The 20258-nt window shown below is 36.4% G+C and carries 14 protein-coding genes and 1 pseudogene; 7 read left to right on the top strand and 8 right to left on the bottom strand.

What is annotated here, in order from left to right:
* Window positions 1-80 precede the first annotated feature (80 nt).
* Complete coding sequence (locus J2S19_RS14095; protein ID WP_307343161.1) at window positions 81-1082, top strand: DUF3231 family protein; 1002 nt, start codon at window positions 81-83, stop codon at window positions 1080-1082.
* Between the two features lie 926 nt (window positions 1083-2008).
* On the opposite strand, the gene J2S19_RS14090 is transcribed toward J2S19_RS14095, so the two are convergent.
* From J2S19_RS14090 to brnQ, 6 genes are all read right to left on the bottom strand, one after another.
* Complete coding sequence (locus tag J2S19_RS14090) at window positions 2009-2977, bottom strand: sugar phosphate isomerase/epimerase family protein (protein ID WP_307343158.1); 969 nt, start codon at window positions 2975-2977, stop codon at window positions 2009-2011.
* Window positions 2974-3993: a Gfo/Idh/MocA family protein gene (locus J2S19_RS14085; protein WP_307343154.1), complete on the bottom strand. Its 1020-nt coding sequence runs from the start codon at window positions 3991-3993 to the stop codon at window positions 2974-2976. Before J2S19_RS14085 ends, J2S19_RS14090 begins: the two co-directional genes overlap by 4 nt.
* A gap of 2 nt (window positions 3994-3995) precedes the next feature.
* On the bottom strand, window positions 3996-5027 hold the full coding sequence (locus J2S19_RS14080; RefSeq protein ID WP_307343151.1) for a Gfo/Idh/MocA family protein: 1032 nt from the start codon (window positions 5025-5027) through the stop codon (window positions 3996-3998).
* A 90-nt stretch (window positions 5028-5117) separates the two neighbouring features.
* Window positions 5118-5840: a ThuA domain-containing protein gene (locus J2S19_RS14075; protein WP_307343148.1), complete on the bottom strand. Its 723-nt coding sequence runs from the start codon at window positions 5838-5840 to the stop codon at window positions 5118-5120.
* A gap of 168 nt (window positions 5841-6008) precedes the next feature.
* On the bottom strand, window positions 6009-7034 hold the full coding sequence (locus tag J2S19_RS14070; protein WP_307343145.1) for a LacI family DNA-binding transcriptional regulator: 1026 nt from the start codon (window positions 7032-7034) through the stop codon (window positions 6009-6011).
* A gap of 107 nt (window positions 7035-7141) precedes the next feature.
* Window positions 7142-8452 (bottom strand): branched-chain amino acid transport system II carrier protein, encoded by a 1311-nt coding sequence (gene brnQ / locus J2S19_RS14065; RefSeq protein WP_307343143.1) that lies wholly within the window; start codon window positions 8450-8452, stop codon window positions 7142-7144.
* A gap of 634 nt (window positions 8453-9086) precedes the next feature.
* Here brnQ and J2S19_RS14060 point away from each other — a divergent pair.
* The 5 genes and pseudogenes from J2S19_RS14060 (at window position 9087) to J2S19_RS14040 (ending at window position 12814) form a co-directional block, all read left to right on the top strand.
* Entirely contained in the window at window positions 9087-9866 is a 780-nt protein-coding gene (locus J2S19_RS14060; RefSeq protein ID WP_307343140.1) for a hypothetical protein, read from the top strand.
* Between the two features lie 3 nt (window positions 9867-9869).
* The gene (locus J2S19_RS14055; RefSeq protein ID WP_307343137.1) at window positions 9870-10253 is read left to right on the top strand and encodes a GntR family transcriptional regulator; all 384 of its coding nucleotides are present in this window, start codon (window positions 9870-9872) and stop codon (window positions 10251-10253) included.
* Window positions 10237-10947 (top strand): ATP-binding cassette domain-containing protein, encoded by a 711-nt coding sequence (locus J2S19_RS14050; protein WP_307343134.1) that lies wholly within the window; start codon window positions 10237-10239, stop codon window positions 10945-10947. The genes J2S19_RS14055 and J2S19_RS14050 overlap by 17 nt, the downstream gene beginning before the upstream one ends.
* Window positions 10948-11593, top strand: a pseudogene (locus J2S19_RS14045) (ABC transporter ATP-binding protein); the annotation flags it as partial.
* A gap of 264 nt (window positions 11594-11857) precedes the next feature.
* Window positions 11858-12814, top strand: coding sequence for an ABC transporter permease (locus tag J2S19_RS14040; protein WP_307343129.1), 957 nt, complete (start codon window positions 11858-11860; stop codon window positions 12812-12814).
* 860 nt (window positions 12815-13674) lie between these two features.
* Here J2S19_RS14040 and J2S19_RS14035 read toward each other — a convergent pair.
* Complete coding sequence (locus J2S19_RS14035; RefSeq protein WP_307343126.1) at window positions 13675-14784, bottom strand: NAD(P)/FAD-dependent oxidoreductase; 1110 nt, start codon at window positions 14782-14784, stop codon at window positions 13675-13677.
* 181 nt (window positions 14785-14965) lie between these two features.
* Between J2S19_RS14035 and J2S19_RS14030 the strand changes: the two genes are divergently transcribed.
* Window positions 14966-17212, top strand: coding sequence for a sensor domain-containing protein (locus J2S19_RS14030; RefSeq protein WP_307343123.1), 2247 nt, complete (start codon window positions 14966-14968; stop codon window positions 17210-17212).
* A 740-nt stretch (window positions 17213-17952) separates the two neighbouring features.
* Here J2S19_RS14030 and J2S19_RS14025 read toward each other — a convergent pair.
* A complete protein-coding gene (locus J2S19_RS14025; protein ID WP_307343120.1) occupies window positions 17953-20232 on the bottom strand; it encodes a putative bifunctional diguanylate cyclase/phosphodiesterase in 2280 nt (759 codons plus the stop codon).
* Window positions 20233-20258: the final 26 nt, after the last annotated feature.

Here is a 20258-nt window from a genome sequence, read left to right as displayed (position 1 = left end):
AAAATAAAATTCTTCTAGAAATTTCTCATAAATCTGCAATTGGTGGAAACATTATCTTTTATGAGGGAGGGTGAATATAATTGGACCATCAACATATAAAATTAACCGCTTCTGAACTATCATATTTGTGGAATATTTACCAGGCGGAAACAATGTCTGTGCAAGTCATCCATTATTTTCTCCAACATATTCAGGATGAAGACATTAAAACCTTACTTAATCATTCACTATCGTCATCAAAAAAACATGTGACGTTTATAAAAGAGCTTTTTATCGATGAACAAATCGAAGTGCCAATTGCTTTTAATTCGTCAGATGTCAACTTGCAGGCAAAACGATTATTTTCGGATGTATTTTACTTAAAATATATAAAGCATATGGCGACTGGGGGACTCCAATCATATGGACGAGTCTTACCTAATGTTTTCCGTAACGACATTCGTACTTTCTTTGAAAATTGTTTAAATGCTGCTCGTGACTTGGACCGTATGTCAACCGATATGTTATTGAAAAAGGGCATACCAATCCGTTCCCCACATATTCCTTATCCGGAGAAAGAGGAATTTGTGAAAAAACAATCCTTCTTTTTAGAAGGGCTCGGTAGACGAGATGCTCTTACTGGTAGTGAAGTGACAAATTTATTTTTTAATATCCAAACAAATCAAATCGGCACAACATTAGCAACTGCCTTCAGCCAAGTTTCATCAACAAAAAAGATTCAACAGTATTTTTTACGGGGGAAGGATATCGCTATAAAGCATATTAAAGTGTTCACTGATTACTTAGAAAACAATTCACTTCCGATCCCGATGTCTTCTGACCAGGAAGTGACTGAATCGACAGAATCACCTTTCTCAGAAAAATTAATGCTATATCACTTTAGCATGATGATTTACTCTGGAATCGGTAATTACGGAGCAGGGATTTCCGAAAGTATGCGTAGTGACTTAGCTGTTGATTTCTCACGTTTAACTGCAGAAATTCTGAAATATGCTGAAGATGGAGTTAACATCCTTATTAACAACGAATGGTTAGAACAACCACCGTTGGCAGCAGATCGGAAGGGTTTAGTAGAAGGTTGAGTTGATGTGCACACTCTATATTACTTGCTATATGACAGTAAGTTTCGTGGTAGGTAATTTGTAGATTGCTCTAGTTTTGAGTGGACATTTGATTGGTGATTTTATCTGTTATTGCTTGGGTTATTATATGAATTTTCTTGTGGTCTTCACCTACTAGGTGAGGACTATTACTATTAAGGAGTTCTGCATTTTGTGCTTCATCAAGTTGATGAACATTTTTGCTTTGACTCTATGTCGTTTTGGGCTTCATCACCTTTATGAAGGACATTTCTGCTCTGGCTCTTAGCAGTTTTGGGCTTCATCACTTCTATGAAGAACATTTCTGCTCTAGCTCTTAGCAGTTTTGGGCTTCATCACCTTTATGAAGGACATTTCTGCTCTGACTCTTAGAAGTTTTGGGCTTCATCACCTTTATGAAGGACATTTCTGCTCTGGCTCTTAGCAGTTTTGGGCTTCATCACCTTTATGAAGGACATTTCTGCTCTGGCTCTTTATCGTTTTGGGCTTCATCACTTTTATGAAGAACATTTTTGCTCTGGCTCTTCGTCGTTTTGGACTTCATCACTTCTATGAAGGACATTTCTGCTCTGGCTCTTAGCAGTTTTGGGCTTCATCACTTCTATGAAGGACATTTCTGCTCTGACTCTTAGCAGTTTTGGGCTTCATCACTTCTATGAAGAATATTTCCGCTCTGGTTCTCTCTCATTTTCGTCCTCATATCCCTTAATGAGAACCATATGATCCTGCTCTTTCTCGTTTTAGCCTTCATACCCTTTTCTAAGAATAGTCCTTACAGTACCTTCTCCTATTTATGGCTTATCCATCCAAACATAACGTAGTCATCCAATATTATAGATTACTATAAAAAAGACAGTAGCGAGCGTACCCAGCCACTGTCTGTTCATAATTATGCTATTAGTGTAAGCTTACACCCACCACATTTGCGATGGCGTTTCGTTTATAAGTACTGATTGCAGATTTCTTACGGCACGATCGAAGCCTTCGTCAATTGACATGATTGGGTCTTCGTGCTCGATGCTGACGACGTAATCGTAATTATATAAGCGAAGTGCACTCATGATGTCGTTCCATTCTGTTAAGCTGTGGCCACATCCGACGGAACGGAATGTCCATGCGCGTGTTTGAACTTCTCCATATGGTTGCATATCTGTGAGACCATACATATTCACATTATCTTGATCAATATATGTGTCCTTAGCATGGAAGTGATGGATAGCATTTGCTTTTCCAAGTATTTTAATCGCTGCAACTGGGTCTATTCCTTGCCACCATAAGTGACTTGGGTCAAGGTTTGCACCAATGGCGTCACATGTTGCTTCACGTAGCTTTAGTAAAGTATATGGTGTATGGACGAGGAAGCCTCCGTGCAGTTCTAAACCAATTTTCACATTATGCTGCTCTGCGTACTGTCCTACCTCTTTCCAATATGGAATTAGCTTTTCTTCCCATTGCCATTTCAAAACATCGCCATATTCATTTGGCCATGGTGTCACAGGCCAGTTCGGGTATTTCGCTTCTTCATGATCACCAGGAGTACCTGAGAATGTATTGACGACAGGAACATTTAATAATGATGCTAGTTTGATTGTTTTTAAAAGTGTATCATGGCATTCTTTTGCAAAAGCTTGATCAGGTGAAATTGGATTACCGTGACAACTGAACGCACTTATTGTTAGACCGCGGTCTGTTACTTTAGCTAAATAGTCGTTTCGCTTTTGTTCGTCTTCAAGTAAAGCATCTAAATCACAATGTTTATTGCCTGGGTATGCACCAGTTCCGATTTCAACAGCATGTAAGCCAGCTTCCTTTACTCTGTCTAACATTTCCTCGAATGACTTGTCATTAAATAATACTGTAAAAACACCTAATTTCATTTAAATTCCTCCCCTGACCTATAAATGTCATCAATGATTTGTGATACTTGTAGAGCTTCTTCCGGCTTGACTACGAGTTCAGTACGACCTAGGCATGTGTCGACGAAATTTTTCGCCTGTGCCAGACCCGGGTCTTCCTCTCCAGCTAACCAGGCTGCACTACTATTTAGTTGCATTCCATCTTTCTCTGTATAGAGTTCTAGCGGGAATACGCTAATTCCTCCATCAACACCTGAAATACTTACAAGCTCTTTATCTTCTAATATATTTGCAGCCCATGATGTTTCTAGTAATAGGGACGCACCATTTTCAAATTTAATATAGGCTGTAACATGGTCATCGACATCAAATGTTTTACGGTCAAATGCTCCCCATTCATTTGTGCCTTCTGGTTTCGTACTTAAAGCTTGATAGGTGCTCCCCGAAACCGTAATATGTTTTGGATTTCCCATTAGCCAAATCGCTAAATCTAGTAAATGGCAGCCATAATCAATTAAACTACCACCACCTTGAAGTGATTTATTCGTAAACACTCCCCAGCCAGGAACCTTTCTTCGGCGCAATGCTTGCACCCTTGTGACGAGTGGTGTCCCTACTTGGCCCATTAATTTTTTGGCCGCTTGAGCATTTTTCATAAATCGATAATGATAAGCTATTTTTAACGTTTTATTCGCTTTCTTTGCTGCAGCAAGCATTTCTTCACATTCAGCAGCAGAAAGGGCCATTGGTTTTTCGCACATGACATGAACACCTGCTGCAAATGCTGCAATGGTTATTTCGGCATGAAATTTATTTGGTGTGCAAATACAAACAGCATCCACTTCAGAAAACATGTCTTGATACTGTTCAAAAACATGTGTGATTTGAAAATTCTCAGCGACCTCTTTTGCACGTTCGAGGTTAACATCGCTAACTGCTGTAATGACACAATCGTCTTTTAACGATTGAAACGCTGGGATGTGACGGCCCTGAGCAATTCCGCCTACACCGATAATTCCGATTCGTAATTTACTCATTGTTACTCAAACACTTTCGCAATTGTTTTTGTTTCATTTGATTTAATTGCTGCTAAAATAACAGCTAGTGATTTCATGCCCTCTTCTCCATTGATTAATGGTTCTCTATCTTCAATTATTGCTGAAACAAAATGGTCGATAACATGTGATGTGTTTTGACCGCCTTCTTCATTTGATTGAATTTTGCCAAGCTCATAGTTTACGACCTCACCATTTGTATATTGCACAACAAGTGAGTATGTTGGATTATCTTCTAGACGTAAAATTGCTTTTTCTCCATAAATAATGGTCGAGTTATCTTCCTTAGCTGTATAAGACCAGCTCGCTGCAAGTGTGCCAATAATACCGCTTTCAGTTTTCAGCGCACAAACAGCTGTATCATCAACATCTGTATTTTCCTTTGCCGTTGTCTCAATAAATGCTCCTACTTCCGTAATTTCTTCTCCTAGTAAGTAACGGATCAGGTCTGACTTATGTACACCTAAATCACCCATTGCTCCGATATATGCTTTATCCTTTTCGAAGAACCAGCTATCTCTGCCATCTACACTCCAGCCTTCAGGTCCTGGATGTCCAAATGCAGTACGGAAGCTGTAAATTTTTCCGACTGTACCATTTTCAATGAGTTGTTTTGCTAATTGGTGAGAGCGTGCAAAACGTTGGTTATGAGCAATCATCAGTTTCTTTCCATTTCTTTCTGCTGCTTCAATCATCGCTTCTGCTTCTGCTTGTGATGTTGCCATCGGCTTTTCGCAAAGCACGTGAAAACCACTGTTTAGTGCATCAATCGAAACTGGTGCATGTAAGTAGTTTGGTAAACAAACACTTACTGCATCTACCTCTTCATTTGCAAAAAGCTCTTTATAATCTGTATATGCTTTAGCTTCATATTGTCTTGCAATCTCATTCGCACGTTCCTCGAAAATATCGCAAACTGCGGTGATTTCAACATGTTGATTTACTTTATATTCTGGTAGGTGACGAAACTTCGCAATACTACCACAACCAATTACTGCAATTTTTAATTTACTCATGACACATTCCCCTTTATGATAAATTATTTTTTTAGCCTTTTAATCTACCTTCCTGTAAGCGGATTCTTCAAGATCTGCTTCAAACATCGATTACTTCTTAGCAATCACTTCTAATGGCTGGGCATTTCCATAAACAGGTCGTTTGCGTTGAACAGGCTTTACGTAGTTCACTGCATTTTTAATCACTGTTTGAACTTGTTCATTGTGGTATGTTGGATAAGTTTCATGACCTGGACGGAAATAGAAGATTCGGCCATTACCTCGCTTGAAAACACAGCCACTGCGGAATACCTCTCCACCTTCAAACCAACTTGTGAAAATGAGTTCATCCGGCGCTGGTATATCAAAATGCTCGCCATACATTTCCTCTTTCTCAAGCTCGATATATTCGCCGATACCGTCAGCAATTGGATGGCTCGGGTCAATGACCCAAATACGCTCACGATCATCTGCTTCACGCCATTTCAAATCACAGCTCGTTCCCATTAATTGTTTGAACACTTTTGAAAAGTGACCTGAGTGGAGAACGATTAATCCCATACCATCTAGTACGCGTTGTTTTACTTTCTCTACTATTTCGTCTTGAACTTCATCATGTGCTAAATGGCCCCACCAAATTAGAACATCTGTTTTTTGTAACACTTCTTCTGTTAGCCCGTGCTTTGGTTCATCAAGTGTAGCTGTCATCACATCGAGGTCAGCCGCTTTTAAAAATTGTGCGATCGCACCATGAATTCCGTTTGGATAAATCTCACTAACAAGTGGATTTTTTTGTTCATGTCTATTTTCATTCCATACAGTAACGTTTGTCATTTATCTCACCTAATCTATTATTTTTTTTTTTGATTATCTTTACATGCACTAAATAACTGCAAACTTGAATTGAATCCTTGTTATTAATATATGTGTAACTTTCAGCAATATAGAACAAGCTCTATTTTTGGTTAACCGGTTAACTTTGTAGAGTTCTCCCTCACCTCCTTAAATTTTTGTTGTACTACCACGAACGACTAATTCAACTGGCAGCATAATTTCTTTTGGTTCATCTTCTTTTTTCTCAATCACTTGTATAGCAACCTCTGCTGCTACAGAACCTTTTCTAAATACATCTTGTCGAATCGTAGTTAAACTAGGTGATGAGTAGCGGCTTATCATTAAATCATCAAACCCTACGACTGAAACATCTTGCGGCACATTTACACCGATATCGGTCAGTGACTTCATAATACCTAGTGCTTTTATATCTGAAGAAGTAAAAATTCCTGTAAGTTGACGTTGTCTGACAAGCTCCTCACCGATTTCATAGCCACTTTCAAAGGAGTTTGTGCTTCCTTCAATAACCATCCCTGGATGAAACTCTATGTTTGCTTCAGCTAGCGCTCGTTTAAATCCTTGAAATCGTTGTCCATCGACATCACAGTCTATCCTACCATTTGGTATAAAACATAGATTACGATGACCAAGTTCGATTAAGTGCTTCGTACCTAAATATCCACCATGTTCATCGTCGATTCGAATATTGTAATAGGAAGCGGAATAATCCTCAAAGGAGTCTACGAATATCAATGGTGTCGATAGCGTTTTCATTTCATAGAATACTTTCTTCGGGAACTTCCCTAAGACTAATAATGCATCTAAATTTCGTTTCATTACCCATGTTTTACATTCTTCTGCTTTGGAGATACCAGAGATGAGAAAATCATATCCCTTACTGCGACACATAAACTCTACACCGCTAAGTAATTCACTAATATAATGATTTTCTTTAAATAATGGTGCAAGGGATTCGCCGACTAAAGGCATGATGACACCAATCATTTTTGATTCGCGTTTCGATAAACTAATTGCTGTGAAATCAGGTTGGTAATTTAATTCTTCAATTGCTTGTAATACACGATTTTTTGTTTCGTCTGAAACCTTGTTTACTCCGTTAAGGACATAGGATACAGTTGCAGAGGAAACGTTTGCATATTTTGCTACATCTCTAATTGTAATTTTCTGATTCATAATGCCTCCGGATAGTTAAGCGGTTAACTAAGTTAATTTAAGTATATAATAGCTTTCATCGATGTTCAATATTTTATTTCTTAATAAATAAAAACAAGACCTCTTTCCTAGAGGTCTTGCTGAGTTGTCTTAAATCTACTGACGACTAATCCGATGAGCAATCCAACAAGCGCTGGAACGATCCACTCAAGTCCGATTGATGCGAATGGTAAGTAGGATATGACACTTTGTAAATAACCTAAATGAAGTCCAGTCGAAGCGAGACCACCAATTATCGCAAATATTGCAGTAAACAAGATTGTTATCCCATAGACAATACGTGAATTTCTGAAAAAGCGATTTAAAAACGTTAAGATGATGAGCACAATTGTTATCGGATAGGCTGTCACTAGAAACGGCACTGAAAATGTCAAAATTTGTTCAAGTCCCATATTAGAGAGCACAAAACCAATAGCCGTCACAATGATAACAACCATTTTATAACTCACATTTTTCAATAGTTTTGAAAAATATTGACCACAAGCAGTTGTTAAACCCACAACCGTAGTAAAACAAGCAAGCGTAAAAATAATGCCTAGCAATGTTTTCCCACTCGTTCCAAGTAATAATGTTGAAGTAGCTGACAAGATAGCTGTCCCATTTTTAAACGTGTCAACTGCAGCCATTTTCCCACCAATTAGTCCAAGACTAATATAGACGAGTGATAGAAGCCCTCCCGCAATAAGTCCTGCTTTCAACGTATAGCGTGTCAGATCTTTACGGTCGGTAATTCCTCTACCTTGGATCGATGTTAATATAACTATACCAAATGCCAGTGCTGCAAGTGCATCCATTGTATTGTATCCCTCAATAAATCCTTTTGAAAATGCACCTGTAGCATATGCTTCTGTAGGACTTTGCAGTGGTGTATCAAGTCTTACAAATCCGACAACACAGAGAACGATCATTGAAATCAATAAAATCGGTGTAATCCATTTACTCATGTATCTTTCCATTTTTTCAGGATTCAAGCTAACAAAATAGACAAGACCGAAGAAAATGGAAGTGAAAATGTACAAATTAAAGGTTGGATGAGAAAACCCGTTAATGAACGGTTCAACCCCCATCTCATATGCAACATTAGCATTTCGGGGAATTGCTAAAAACGGGCCAATACATAAGTAAACGATAATCATAAAGACTGTACTAAACAACGGATGTACCCTGTTACCTATCGTTTGTACTCCGCCCTTTACTAGTGAAACAGCATATAACACAGCAAATGGGAGTCCTACTCCTGTCACAATAAAGCCAAGCATTGCTGCCCAAAAGGATGTACCTGATTGTGCACCTAAAAATGGAGGAAATATTAAATTCCCCGCTCCAAAAAACATCGAAAATAACATAAGACCAATTAGTAGCGTATCACTTCTTTTCACAATTCAATCTCCTTCTATTTATAACATAACAATGAATACTAAGTGTCATACTTAAGCACGATTGTCGTTTGCGGACCTACCATATAGAAATATTCATTCACTTTCATACCATATTTCTTTTTTCAGACGCACTATCCTTGATAGTTTATACGTACTTGCTCTTTAATAACATTGAAAACTAGCATTATTGAGATTTTTTCAATACATAACTCGTATTTCTAGCTGATTGCTTAAGAACTAAAAAACTCGTCCTCACTGCTAGAACGAGTTTAACCTCACAATCGCAACCTTATTCGATAAAACTATACTATAAAAACAACTACAATTAATATAATAGAATAATTTCTTCCCCTGTACAAGACGATAATTTCAGTATCAAACTAATGTTTTTTCTATATCAATATACATAAATAAATCGCAATTTATCATTCAATGCTAGTTGGTCAATGGCGTACCTCTACTATACTAACGTCCAATAGCTCAATACACTTAAATTGCACTCTCATCACACTCCCCTAACGATTAAGTACATTTTTATAAATATCTTACATTTTATATTTCCAAATCCCCTTGACCAATCATAATGTATTAGTGTACTATCCAAATAGGACACTAATACAAAAGGAGATTACTTATGGGACCTATACAAGGCTTACTAAAAAAAGATTTTCGCATCTCACGTTCAGAATTTATTACTTCCTTAGTTATCTATGGCTTAGCCTGGATTGCCGGGTTTAGTTTATCATCGTATTTTAACCAGCCTGTGGGGACATTACCGGTTTTTATCATGTCAGCTTTGTCGATGGTCATTTATACACCAATCATGATTTTTGCAATGTTAAAAATTGAAGGCAAAACTCAAATTTGGCTATATTCTCCACGTTCAAGCTTGGCGTTACTTCTCTCTAAATTTGTCACTTCATTATCATATCAAGCAATCGTTCAAGTTCTGCTCTCAATTTATGGAGCAATCAGTCTTTATTGGTTTGGTAGAGAGGTTTACGAACAACTTGGGATACCACTTTTTATTGAAGCACTCCTTTATCTAAACCTGATTCTATTACTATTTGGCTTTTTCTTTGGTTGTTGGGTTTGCTTCTATTGGACTCTCTATCATTCGTTAGCATCGAAACAAATCATAAAGCCGATACGCTGGCTTATTATGCTAGCCATATACTTTTTCTACAATTTGTTCGAATCGTTTATAGCTCGAATTCCATTTATAAAAGAACTTATAAGTAAATATGAAGTACATCTGATAACATCTCCTAATTTAGAACTAAAAGAGGCAAATTGGACGGTTTATTTCGATGAAGGCGTTATTCCTGTCGTTCCTTTTCTATATTATGCGCTGTTATCAATCATCCTCATTTTCATCGCAGCAAAATTACTCACCAAGAGAGTCGAGGTGTAAAACGTGCCAGACGAATTTCAATCATCGAAGCCGATTTATATGCAAATCGTTGACAAAATAACCGTTGATATTGTGCGTGGGAAACAAAAAATAGGTGATAAATTACCTTCTGTACGAGAAATGGCTGTTCAAATGGGTGTAAACCCAAACACAGTGCAGCGCACATATTCTGAATTAGAAAGGATGGGCATTGTGGAAACAAAACGTGGCCAAGGTACATTCGTTGTTGAAAATGAGGATTTATTAAGCGAAGTTAGAGGCTCTTTGCAAAATAAAATCATCCAAAATTTCGTTGAAAAGATGGAAGAGATGGGTGTAACGAAACAAGAAATGATGGCTTATTTAAAACAGTATCTTGAGGAGGACTCTTATGACAATCCAAATTAATCAAGTTATGAAAAAGTACGGAAAAAACATCTCATTAAATGAAACAAATCTGGCTTTCGAAAAGGGGAAAATTTACGGTTTAGTTGGTCCTAACGGAAGCGGCAAATCTACATTATTAAAACTCATCACCGGTCTAGTCTTCCCAACTAGTGGCGAAGTGAAGGTAAATGGTGAAGCCGTAACTCGTAACACGAGCGAATCTGTCGCTTATTTAACAGAACTAGACATGTTTTATGACACCTTTACAGTTCAGGAAACGGTAGATTTTTATGCAAGTCAATTTGCAGACTTTAACCGAGAAAGAGCTAGCAAACTACTTTCTGAAATGAGGTTAGACAGTAGTAAAAAGGTCAAAAGTCTATCTAAAGGTAATCGCGGCCGTTTAAAGCTAGTCACAACTTTAGCTAGAGACACTGATATCATTTTACTCGATGAACCATTTTCGGGGTTAGACCCGATGGTTAGAGATGCCATTGTAAAGAGTCTCCTTCAATATATTGACTTTGAAAACCAAATTATCTTAATTGCAACACATGAAATAAACGAAATAGAACCGCTACTCGATGAAGTCGTTGCGATTTATTACGGTACCGTCATTGGCCAAGAACAAGTAGAAGTATTACGCGAAGAGCAAGGACTTTCTGTATTACAGTGGTTTAAAGAATTAATTCAAAATATTGAGGAGGTTTCCTAAATGGATGAACTACTTACATTAAAGAATGTCACGAAAATAATTAAAGGTAAAACAATTATTAACGATTTAAGCTTCTCGGTTACGAAAGGTGAAGTGTTCGGGTTCTTAGGGCCCAATGGAGCTGGAAAGACAACAACAATTCGGATGATTGTAGGTCTAATGGAAATAAGTAAAGGTGATATTGTTGTTTGTGGAAAAAGCATAAAACAAGACTTTGAAGCTGCGGTTCGCAACATTGGAGCAATCGTTGAGAATCCTGAAATGTATAAATATTTATCAGGCTATCAAAATTTAATGCAATATGCACGAATGCACAAAGGAATCACGAAGGAGAAAGTGGATGAAGTGATTCAACTTGTCGGACTTACAAAGAGAATACACGATAAAGTCCGAACCTATTCATTAGGCATGAGGCAGCGACTTGGCCTTGCTCAATGTCTCCTTCATGACCCGAAGCTACTCATATTAGATGAGCCTACGAACGGGTTAGACCCAGCTGGTATCCGCGAAATTCGAGACCATTTAAAAGTGCTTACTCGTGAAAAAGGAATGAGTGTTATCGTATCAAGTCATTTGCTATCTGAAATGGAAATGATGTGTGACAGAATTGCGATTATCCAAAATGGTAAGCTAACAACGATTCAAAGCATCCATAACGAACAAGAGCAAGCAGAACAACAGCTATTTGAATTTGAAACGGGTGAGCTTGGATCTACAAAGGCATGGCTAACGAATGATATGAATGCAATTATAACCGAAAAGGGCTTTACGTTACATGCAGATAAAGAGCAAATTCCATTGCTACTAAAGCAACTGATAAAAGATGATATTAACGTATATTCAGTCAAACCTATCTCAAAATCGTTGGAAGATCGTTTCCTGGAACTAACTGAACAAGGAGGGAAAAACGTTGGTTAATTTGATTAAAAACGAATGGATTAAAATATTTAAACGTGTCGGAACATTTGTCATGGTCGGTATCCTCGCATTATTGGTCATCGGTATGGGCGGACTTTATAAATATTCCGAAACTCAGTCAGAGCCTACTCAACAAGCAGATTGGAAGCAGGAAACTGAAAGCATAATCGCTGAAAACAAAAAGAATCTTGAAGAAACTGGACAGCAAAACTCAAATTTGAACTCGTTTTATCAAAGGGAAATTGCCATTAATGAATATCGGCTAAAAGAAAATATCCCACCTGAAACTGAAACACATTTATGGACCTTTGTGAAAGAGTCCGTATCCATATTTGGCTTTGCCGGAGTTTTTATTATTATTATCGCATCTGGAATCGTTTCATCAGAGTTCTCAACAGGAACGATTAAGCTGTTACTAATTCGACCAATTAGGCGATCAAAAATACTACTTTCAAAGTATTTGACAGTTCTTCTTTTCGGATTATTTTTATTAGTCTTCATCTTTGTCATCTCAGCAATTGTTGGATTAGTGTTATTCGGAATGCCGACTAATGATGTTTCCCATTTAGCTTACACAAACGGCAAGGTAATCGAGCAATCGATCGTAACCCACTTAATCGGTGAGTATTTCATCTCATCTATTGACATTATCATGCTGACAACTTTAGCATTTATGATTTCAACGATCTTCCGTAATAGTTCACTTGCCATCGGTATTACATTATTCTTATTGTTTACGGGTAACACCATCGTGACGTTACTTGCAAGTCGATTCGACTGGACAAAATATCTTTTATTCGCGAATACGTATCTTGGTGTGTATTTTGACGGCGTTCCACCAGTCGAAGGGATGACGATTGGATTCTCAATTACGATGCTAGTCATTTATTTCGTCTTATTCCATGCTCTTGCATTTACTGTTTTCAAGAGACGAGATGTAGCAGCTTAATAGCTTAATAATAATAGCGCAATTGCCTTGAACTGCCGAAAATCATAAGCCACAAATGAATAGAAGATGTTTTGTCTTCATTCATATGTGGCTTATAACTCGAGGGGCTAGGCGCTGGAGCTAAACCTGAAACAAAGTACAAATTTTATACTTACTTACCCTATAACTAAAGATACTGAAAATGGCCTCCCCTTCATTTTCAGTATCTTGATTGATTCATTTATTTAATATGTGAAAACCGTCCTCAACGTCAAGATCAAAAACGAAAATATTCCTACACTAGATTTTTTCATCCTAACATCCCCTTCACTTAAAAGATATACTCATTATACTTCTTAAATGATTGACTGTATTGGATGATGTCAGGTTTTATAACATACTTTTTCTCGGATAGTCTTTTGACTTTGCAGTAACTTAATAAAATAAAAGAAGCTACCACTCCAAAATTAATTTAAAGGGATGTTTATGAATTAATAATCTGGACATACTAGTACTATTATTAATAGATTGTGAGGTTCGTAAAATGAATAAAAATACGTTATCGAAAACTTACCTTGTCTTTTTTACACTAGCTGGCTTCACTACATTTTTCCTGTATCAACTAAGTATTCTTACCTTTAATGTAATTAAATATAGTATTTAATCAATCTCTGAAAGAATAAATGAAGATTTTAAAGCAAAAAAGATGCACGTCATTTCTGCTATTACCTTAATACATTTTAAGTAAGGTATTAGCGATTGATGATCGGGAGATTGCAGGTTTAACGATTTTGTATGCAAGAGAAACGAATTGGTTAAAAAAACGCCAAAATTTGATGGAAGCTACCTCCACTCAATTTCGGCGTTTTTTGTTATGTAGATTACAAATAGTCTAGGGCCGTTTCTACTTTGTACAACTCTAAATCAATTTCTAACTGCTTGCCAAGAGCTAACTTTGCTAGCTCTGCACCTAAATATGGTCCACTTGTTAAGCCTGAAGCACCGAGACCGTTGGCTAACAATATATTATCAGCAGCTGGCAGTTTGCCAATTACCGGTAGAAAGCCCGGTGTAAACGGCCGAAATCCTACTCTCGTTTCGAGAAAGGTACTGGCTTTTAATCCAGGTGCAACATGGAATGCTTTATCCAATATTTCATGAATTCCTTCGGCGGTTACCCGATAATCAAAATTGACATCATCCTCATGTGTTGAACCGGCAACAACTCTTCCACCTGGGAATGATAATAAATATTGATTCGTTGGCGGCATTATAACAGGCCAATTACCAGTATCCATTTCCTGCAGTTTAAGGTGAATAATTTGTGCCCTTTGATGTGTGACGAGATATTTAATTCCTAACGGCTTCAATAGTTCACTCGCCCATGCTCCACCTGTTATAATCACTTGATCTGCATAGATCTTTTCATTATCTATCTGTACACCCTTTACCTTATCACTTTCTAGTAAAAGCTCAGCATCACCTTGATAAACGGTTGCTCCCTTTTTACATGCAGCCAGAATTAATGCATCTCGTAACGCTCTGCCATTAACCCTGGCACCACCAGTAATATGTACTGCTCCATATTCATCTGATATTGGTGGAAATAGCCCCTTTGTTTCTGCTGGAGTTAGAATCGATATTTCTCCAATCTCTGGTGCATCCTCTCGACGTTTATAGGCTCTTTCAGCAATTTTAGCTAATTTGTCTTTATTTGTATGTAAACTAAGTGCTCCAACCTTCTTGTACCCTGTTTCTCCCTCAAGCTGCTCCACTAATTCTGGATAATATCGTGCCCCACCTTTGACTAGCTTGTACCATGCCTTGTTACGACGTTGCGTTAGCCATGGACAAACAATTCCAGCAGCAGCATCGGTAGCTTGACCTCTATCCTTCCGATCAACTAACGTTACAATAGCCCCTTCCTTTGCTAAATGAAACGCTGTTGAAGCTCCGAGAATGCCAGAGCCAATTACGATTATTTTATTCAATATGATCATCACCTGTTATTTTTTCTTTTGATTATCGTTATTCACTTTTCGTGCCCTTTTTATCTTTTGCAGAATTCGACATACTTCAACTTTATCTGGCTTTTTCTGATTAATCCCCCTATAATTAAAATTATGAAATCAAAACTGTGAGTTACCTATAACCTTAAAGGAATTGACAATAATGAAGAACATAATTCATAAGAAACCATCCTTTGCGATTCTGATTTCAATAGTAGGCTTCTTCTTACTAACAGCTTTCATCCTCTCGTTACAGATAAATACTCTTCTCAAAAGTATGTTCATTACTTTACCATTGATACTTGTTCTTTTGTACATTTCTATTGTAAAAAAGAATTCCACGTCTCAGCAACAGGTAGACCAAAAGAATTACTTCAACCTACTTGAAATGATTCCAGAAACAGTCATCATCCACCAAAACGGAATAATCTTATATATTAATAGAAATGGTGCCAAAATACTTGGTTCCGATGACCCAGAGGATTTCATCCAAAAATCGATATACCAATTTCTCCATCCTTCAGTACATGAGCAAGCAAGAACTCGTCTCATGCTGCTTAGCGAAAAAAGCAACTTAGATTTGATTGAACAGAAGGCGATTAGTCTCGATGGAAATGAATTACATGTAGAAACACTTTCCTTTTCAATTGATTACAATGGTCAAAAGGCAGTACTCAGTATTTCTCGAAATATCTCTTATAAGAAAAAGGCAAGTGAAGAACGGATTCATAATGAGATAAAATATCGAACATTATTTGAATATGCAAACGATGCCATATACTTATTCGCAATGGACGATAACGGTATGCCGAAAAACTTCATTGACATTAATCAGTCAGCATGTGAACGATTTGGTTACACAAAAGAAGAGCTTCTCACCATGTCACCACTAGACATCACCTCATCTAAGCGCAAGGGTAAAGTAAGTGATACCCAGCAAGAACTGATCGAACATAACCATACTACCTTTGAAGGTGAGTATATGACAAAGACAGGTGAGAAAATTCCGAGTGAAATTAGTGTCCGACTTCTCCGTTTAGGTGACAAACAATATGGCCTTGCGATTTCTCGTGATATAAGAGAGCGAAAAATTGCAGAGGAAAAGATGTGGCAAATGGCATATGTCGATCGTTTGACAGGTTTATATAATCGTCGTTACTTTAAAAGTCACTTAGAAGAACTGATCCAAAGTCTTAATGAGAAACAGGTAGACCAGCAATTAGCAATTATTTACTTTGATATTAACCGTTTTAAGTTTTTCAATAAAACATTTGGCTCACATATCGGTGACCAGCTTCTTATTAAAGTAGCAAAACGGATAAAATCAGTTATTTCAGGTAGTAACCTTATTGCGAGACAAAGTGATGATGAGTTTTCAATCCTTTTAAAAGATGCCAGTCAATCGACAGTTTCACAACTTACGAATAAAGTACTTCAACAATTACAACAACCTATTGAAATAAATGGTCAAGATGTTTTTATTACATTGAGTATTGGGGTAAGTTTTTACCCTTATAATGGAGACAACTCTGATACATTGCTAAAAAATGCAGACACCGCAATGTCATATGCAAAAGCAAAGGGTATGAACAATGTTAAATTTTACTCTGTGGAAATGAACAAGCAAAATAAACGCAAATTACTGCTCGAAGGATCATTAAGAAATGCGTTGGCAAAAGGTGAATTACAATTATTTTATCAACCGAAAATCAATGTGCACACTAGACAGCTAGTAGGCGTAGAAGCTTTAATACGTTGGAATTCGAAGGAGTTGGGCATGATTTCACCTGGTGAGTTCATCCCTATAGCAGAGGAAACAGGATTAATTATCCCAATTGGTGAATGGGTATTACAAACTGCTTGTAAGCAAAATAAATTATGGCAAGACTTGGGCTACTCACCTATTAATATGTCAATAAATCTCTCTGCCCGGCAGTTTCAGCAATTGAACTTACTAGAAATGATTGAGCGAACGTTACAAGAAACTCAATTAGACGCAAAATATTTAAACCTTGAAATCACTGAAACGATGGCGATGCACGATTTAGATCAATCCGTTGAAAAACTAGGACAATTAAAGTCATTAGGAGTTAGTATTTCTCTCGATGACTTTGGAACTGGCTACTCTTCATTAAATTATTTGCACAAGTTTCCTTTAGATGTTTTAAAAATAGACAAGTCCTTTATCCATAATATTTTATCTGACCAACAAAGCGCGGCAATCGTAAAAGCTATTATTTCCGTTTCTAAAAGTCTAAATCTAACAGTCATTGCTGAAGGCGTAGAAGTACTTGATCAGCTAGAGTTTCTTATTTCAGAGAATTGTGATGAGGTACAAGGCTACTACTTTAGTCCTCCTGTCCCAGCTATTGAATTAGAATCGATGTTATTAAGCAGAACAGTAAACTAATTATGTATATGATTAATGGGGAATCTAACTGAAATCGGTTATTCCCCATTTTGCTATGTAAGTTTATCTTTCCGAAACCTCCGTGATTTGTACCAACTCTACTTTATACGTCGCATCTTCTTTTTGGATCTCACACATACCTGTATTATATATATAGATAATTCTATAAATTTCATTTCTATAGTATACTTTTGAACCAATTGTCACCATCGATCCCTCCGCAATATCTCAAACTTGATAGAGTTCAATACCCAAACTGACATTAGTCTAAACCTTTTTATACATTTCTATAGACTATTTTTCTTATAATTTTCTTTGTTGACGTTTTCGTGATTTTGATTTTTGATAATATGTTTTCTACTTATTAGTGTGTGGCAGAATGTCTCTTCTTTAGTATGAAATTGCTAACAGCAACTATATACTCTTATTGGCAACAAAAAACACCACCCCATCCAGTTCTCACTAGATTTCTTTCATAAGTTCAAAAGAATAGTAAATTAAACGCTTACATTTAATTTTGTATGCGCTTTATCTATAATCTCATTTTATAGTTATCTACTATTATATCACGCTTCAATTAATTTCCAATAACCTTTTTGTTAACCTTTCATTTTTCAGTGTATAAAAAAAGAGCAATTAATGGCTAATTGCTCCGTTAGTAAAAAGATTCGTTAGTTTGTAGTATTCCAACTGTCTTCTTTAAAATAAGTACGTTACATGAACTAGCCTATGGCAATAATCTAGATGTTATCATTTATTTTGCTTAAAAGTAATTGCTCAAACTGGACTGCATCTAATGGTTTTGCAAATAAATAGCCTTGTCCAAACTTACAATCATATTCAATTAGTTTCGCTAGCTGTTCTTCTGTTTCAATGCCTTCTGCAACTACTCGCAAATCTAAGCTAAGACCTAATTCAATAATCGTTTTAACCATCTGTTTATCCTTTTTTTCAGTTATATAATCAATGAAGGATTTGTCAATTTTAATTATATCAATCGGTAGTTCCTTTAAAATGTATAAAGAAGAGTAGCCTGTTCCAAAATCATCAATCGACGGGCTGATTCCCAATTCCTGTAATCCTTTTAACACATTTATTGATTCATCAATATCCTGTATGATACTCTCGGTAATTTCTAGTTCTAAGTAATTTGGATTCATCCCGGTTTCATGAATAATGTTCGTCACTTTTTCAACAAAGTCCTTTTGTTGAAATTGGCGGACAGAAACGTTTACAGCTACATATAAAGGTGGAAAGCCGCTGTCTTCCCATTGTTTTGCTTGTTCACATGCTTTCCTTAACATCCATTCGCCTATCGGAATAATTTGTCCAGTTTCCTCTGCAATCGGAATAAACTCGGCTGGTGATATGTATCCAAGCACAGGATGTTTCCATCGTAATAAGGCTTCCATACCAAATATTTCTCTAGTAGCTAAAATTACTTTCGGATGATAGACAACATGTAACTCTTGATTTTGAATTGCATTCCTTAAGCCATTTTCAAGCAGTATTTTTCTTTCAATTTTTTCATGTAAGGTTCCATTAAAAAATTGATACGTATTGTTACCGCGTTCTTTTGCCAAATACATCGCAGCATCTGCGTATTTAAATAGCGTATCATGGCTAATGCCGTTATCAGGGTACATACTAATTCCAACACTTGGTGAAACATTAATTGAGTAATCGTCGACTTGGAAAGCAGAAGAAAACTGAGTCATAAGCTTTTCAGCAAATTTTTTAGCTTGTTCATCTGATGTCTCTGTAAGGATAATGACAAATTCGTCACCTCCAATTCGAAAACAAACTTCACCAACATTCAATCCCAGAACTAGCCGATTAGAAACTTCTTTTAATAAAGAATCTCCAACATGGTGGCCCAACGTGTCATTAATATTCTTAAATCTGTCTAGGTCTAACAAAATGACCGCAAGCTTACTATTACTTGCTTTTGCCTCATCAATCTCAGCTTTTAGCCTTATTTTAAAGCTTGTCCGGTTTAAAAGACCTGTTAATGGATCATGGTAGGCTAAATATTTATACTTTTTCATAATCTGTTTATTATGTCTTAACAGAAGAACCTGTCTAAAGATCACCAATAGAATTGTCATACATAAACCAATAAATAATGCATTCACCTTATAGTGGAATTGATGAATTGTTAAAAAAACTAATAAAAGAATACTAAAGTATGGATATGGTGATGTGTATAAATTACTTAATTTATCATCACTACCCTTTTGATAATTACAAGACATTTGCCCCTTTTTTCCTGCCAAACCTAACAACCAAATACTAATAATCCATAACGGATCCCATATACTTGCTAAAGGGAATATTTCGATACTTAAATGATACATAAAGCCAAAATCAGCAATAAACATAACTATTGCTGAGAAAAGTATAGTTAAACTTATTAATTCAATTCGCTTCGTTAGAAACCGTGCTATATAATATAAAATTCCAGTAGCGATAATCGAACTTAAACTTAGTATAGGATAGATAATCACTAAAACTGTTGCCATTATTGATTCATTAGTCACATCAAGAATTGGTTTCACTAAATATTGGATACTTATCGTAAACGCTGTCGTCATGAATATAATAATGTTAAATATGAATGGGTTATTAAGTGTTGGATAATGCGATATTACCTTAATTTTATATATGATTGCGCTTAGGTAAAAAATTAGATAGATATCCCAAACAAAATTGATTACATCGAGATATACTGGGTTTTGAAACAATACAGTCTGGAAAAACCATAAACTTTCAAACAGGATAAAAAATGCTATCCCAATATTAAGTAATAACCAAAACTTCCTTAACCCTTCTATGTCTAATTTATAAGCCTTATAAACATGCCGCATACTGTTAATACCGATAATTATCGCAAATATAGTAACCCCAATGGACCTTATCAAATCATCTGATTCAAATTGATAAATCCATCCATATAACAGTATCAGCATTAAAATAAATAATAATCTAGTTTTTAGACGTCCATTTCTTAATAGTTCCATAGATTTTCCCCAGATCAAATAGAATA

Source organism: Metabacillus malikii, assembly GCF_030813355.1.
Classification (GTDB): Bacteria; Bacillota; Bacilli; order Bacillales; family Bacillaceae; genus Metabacillus; species Metabacillus malikii.
Note: the sequence above shows the minus strand (reverse complement) of the source record. Positions and strands in the feature narration are given on the sequence as shown.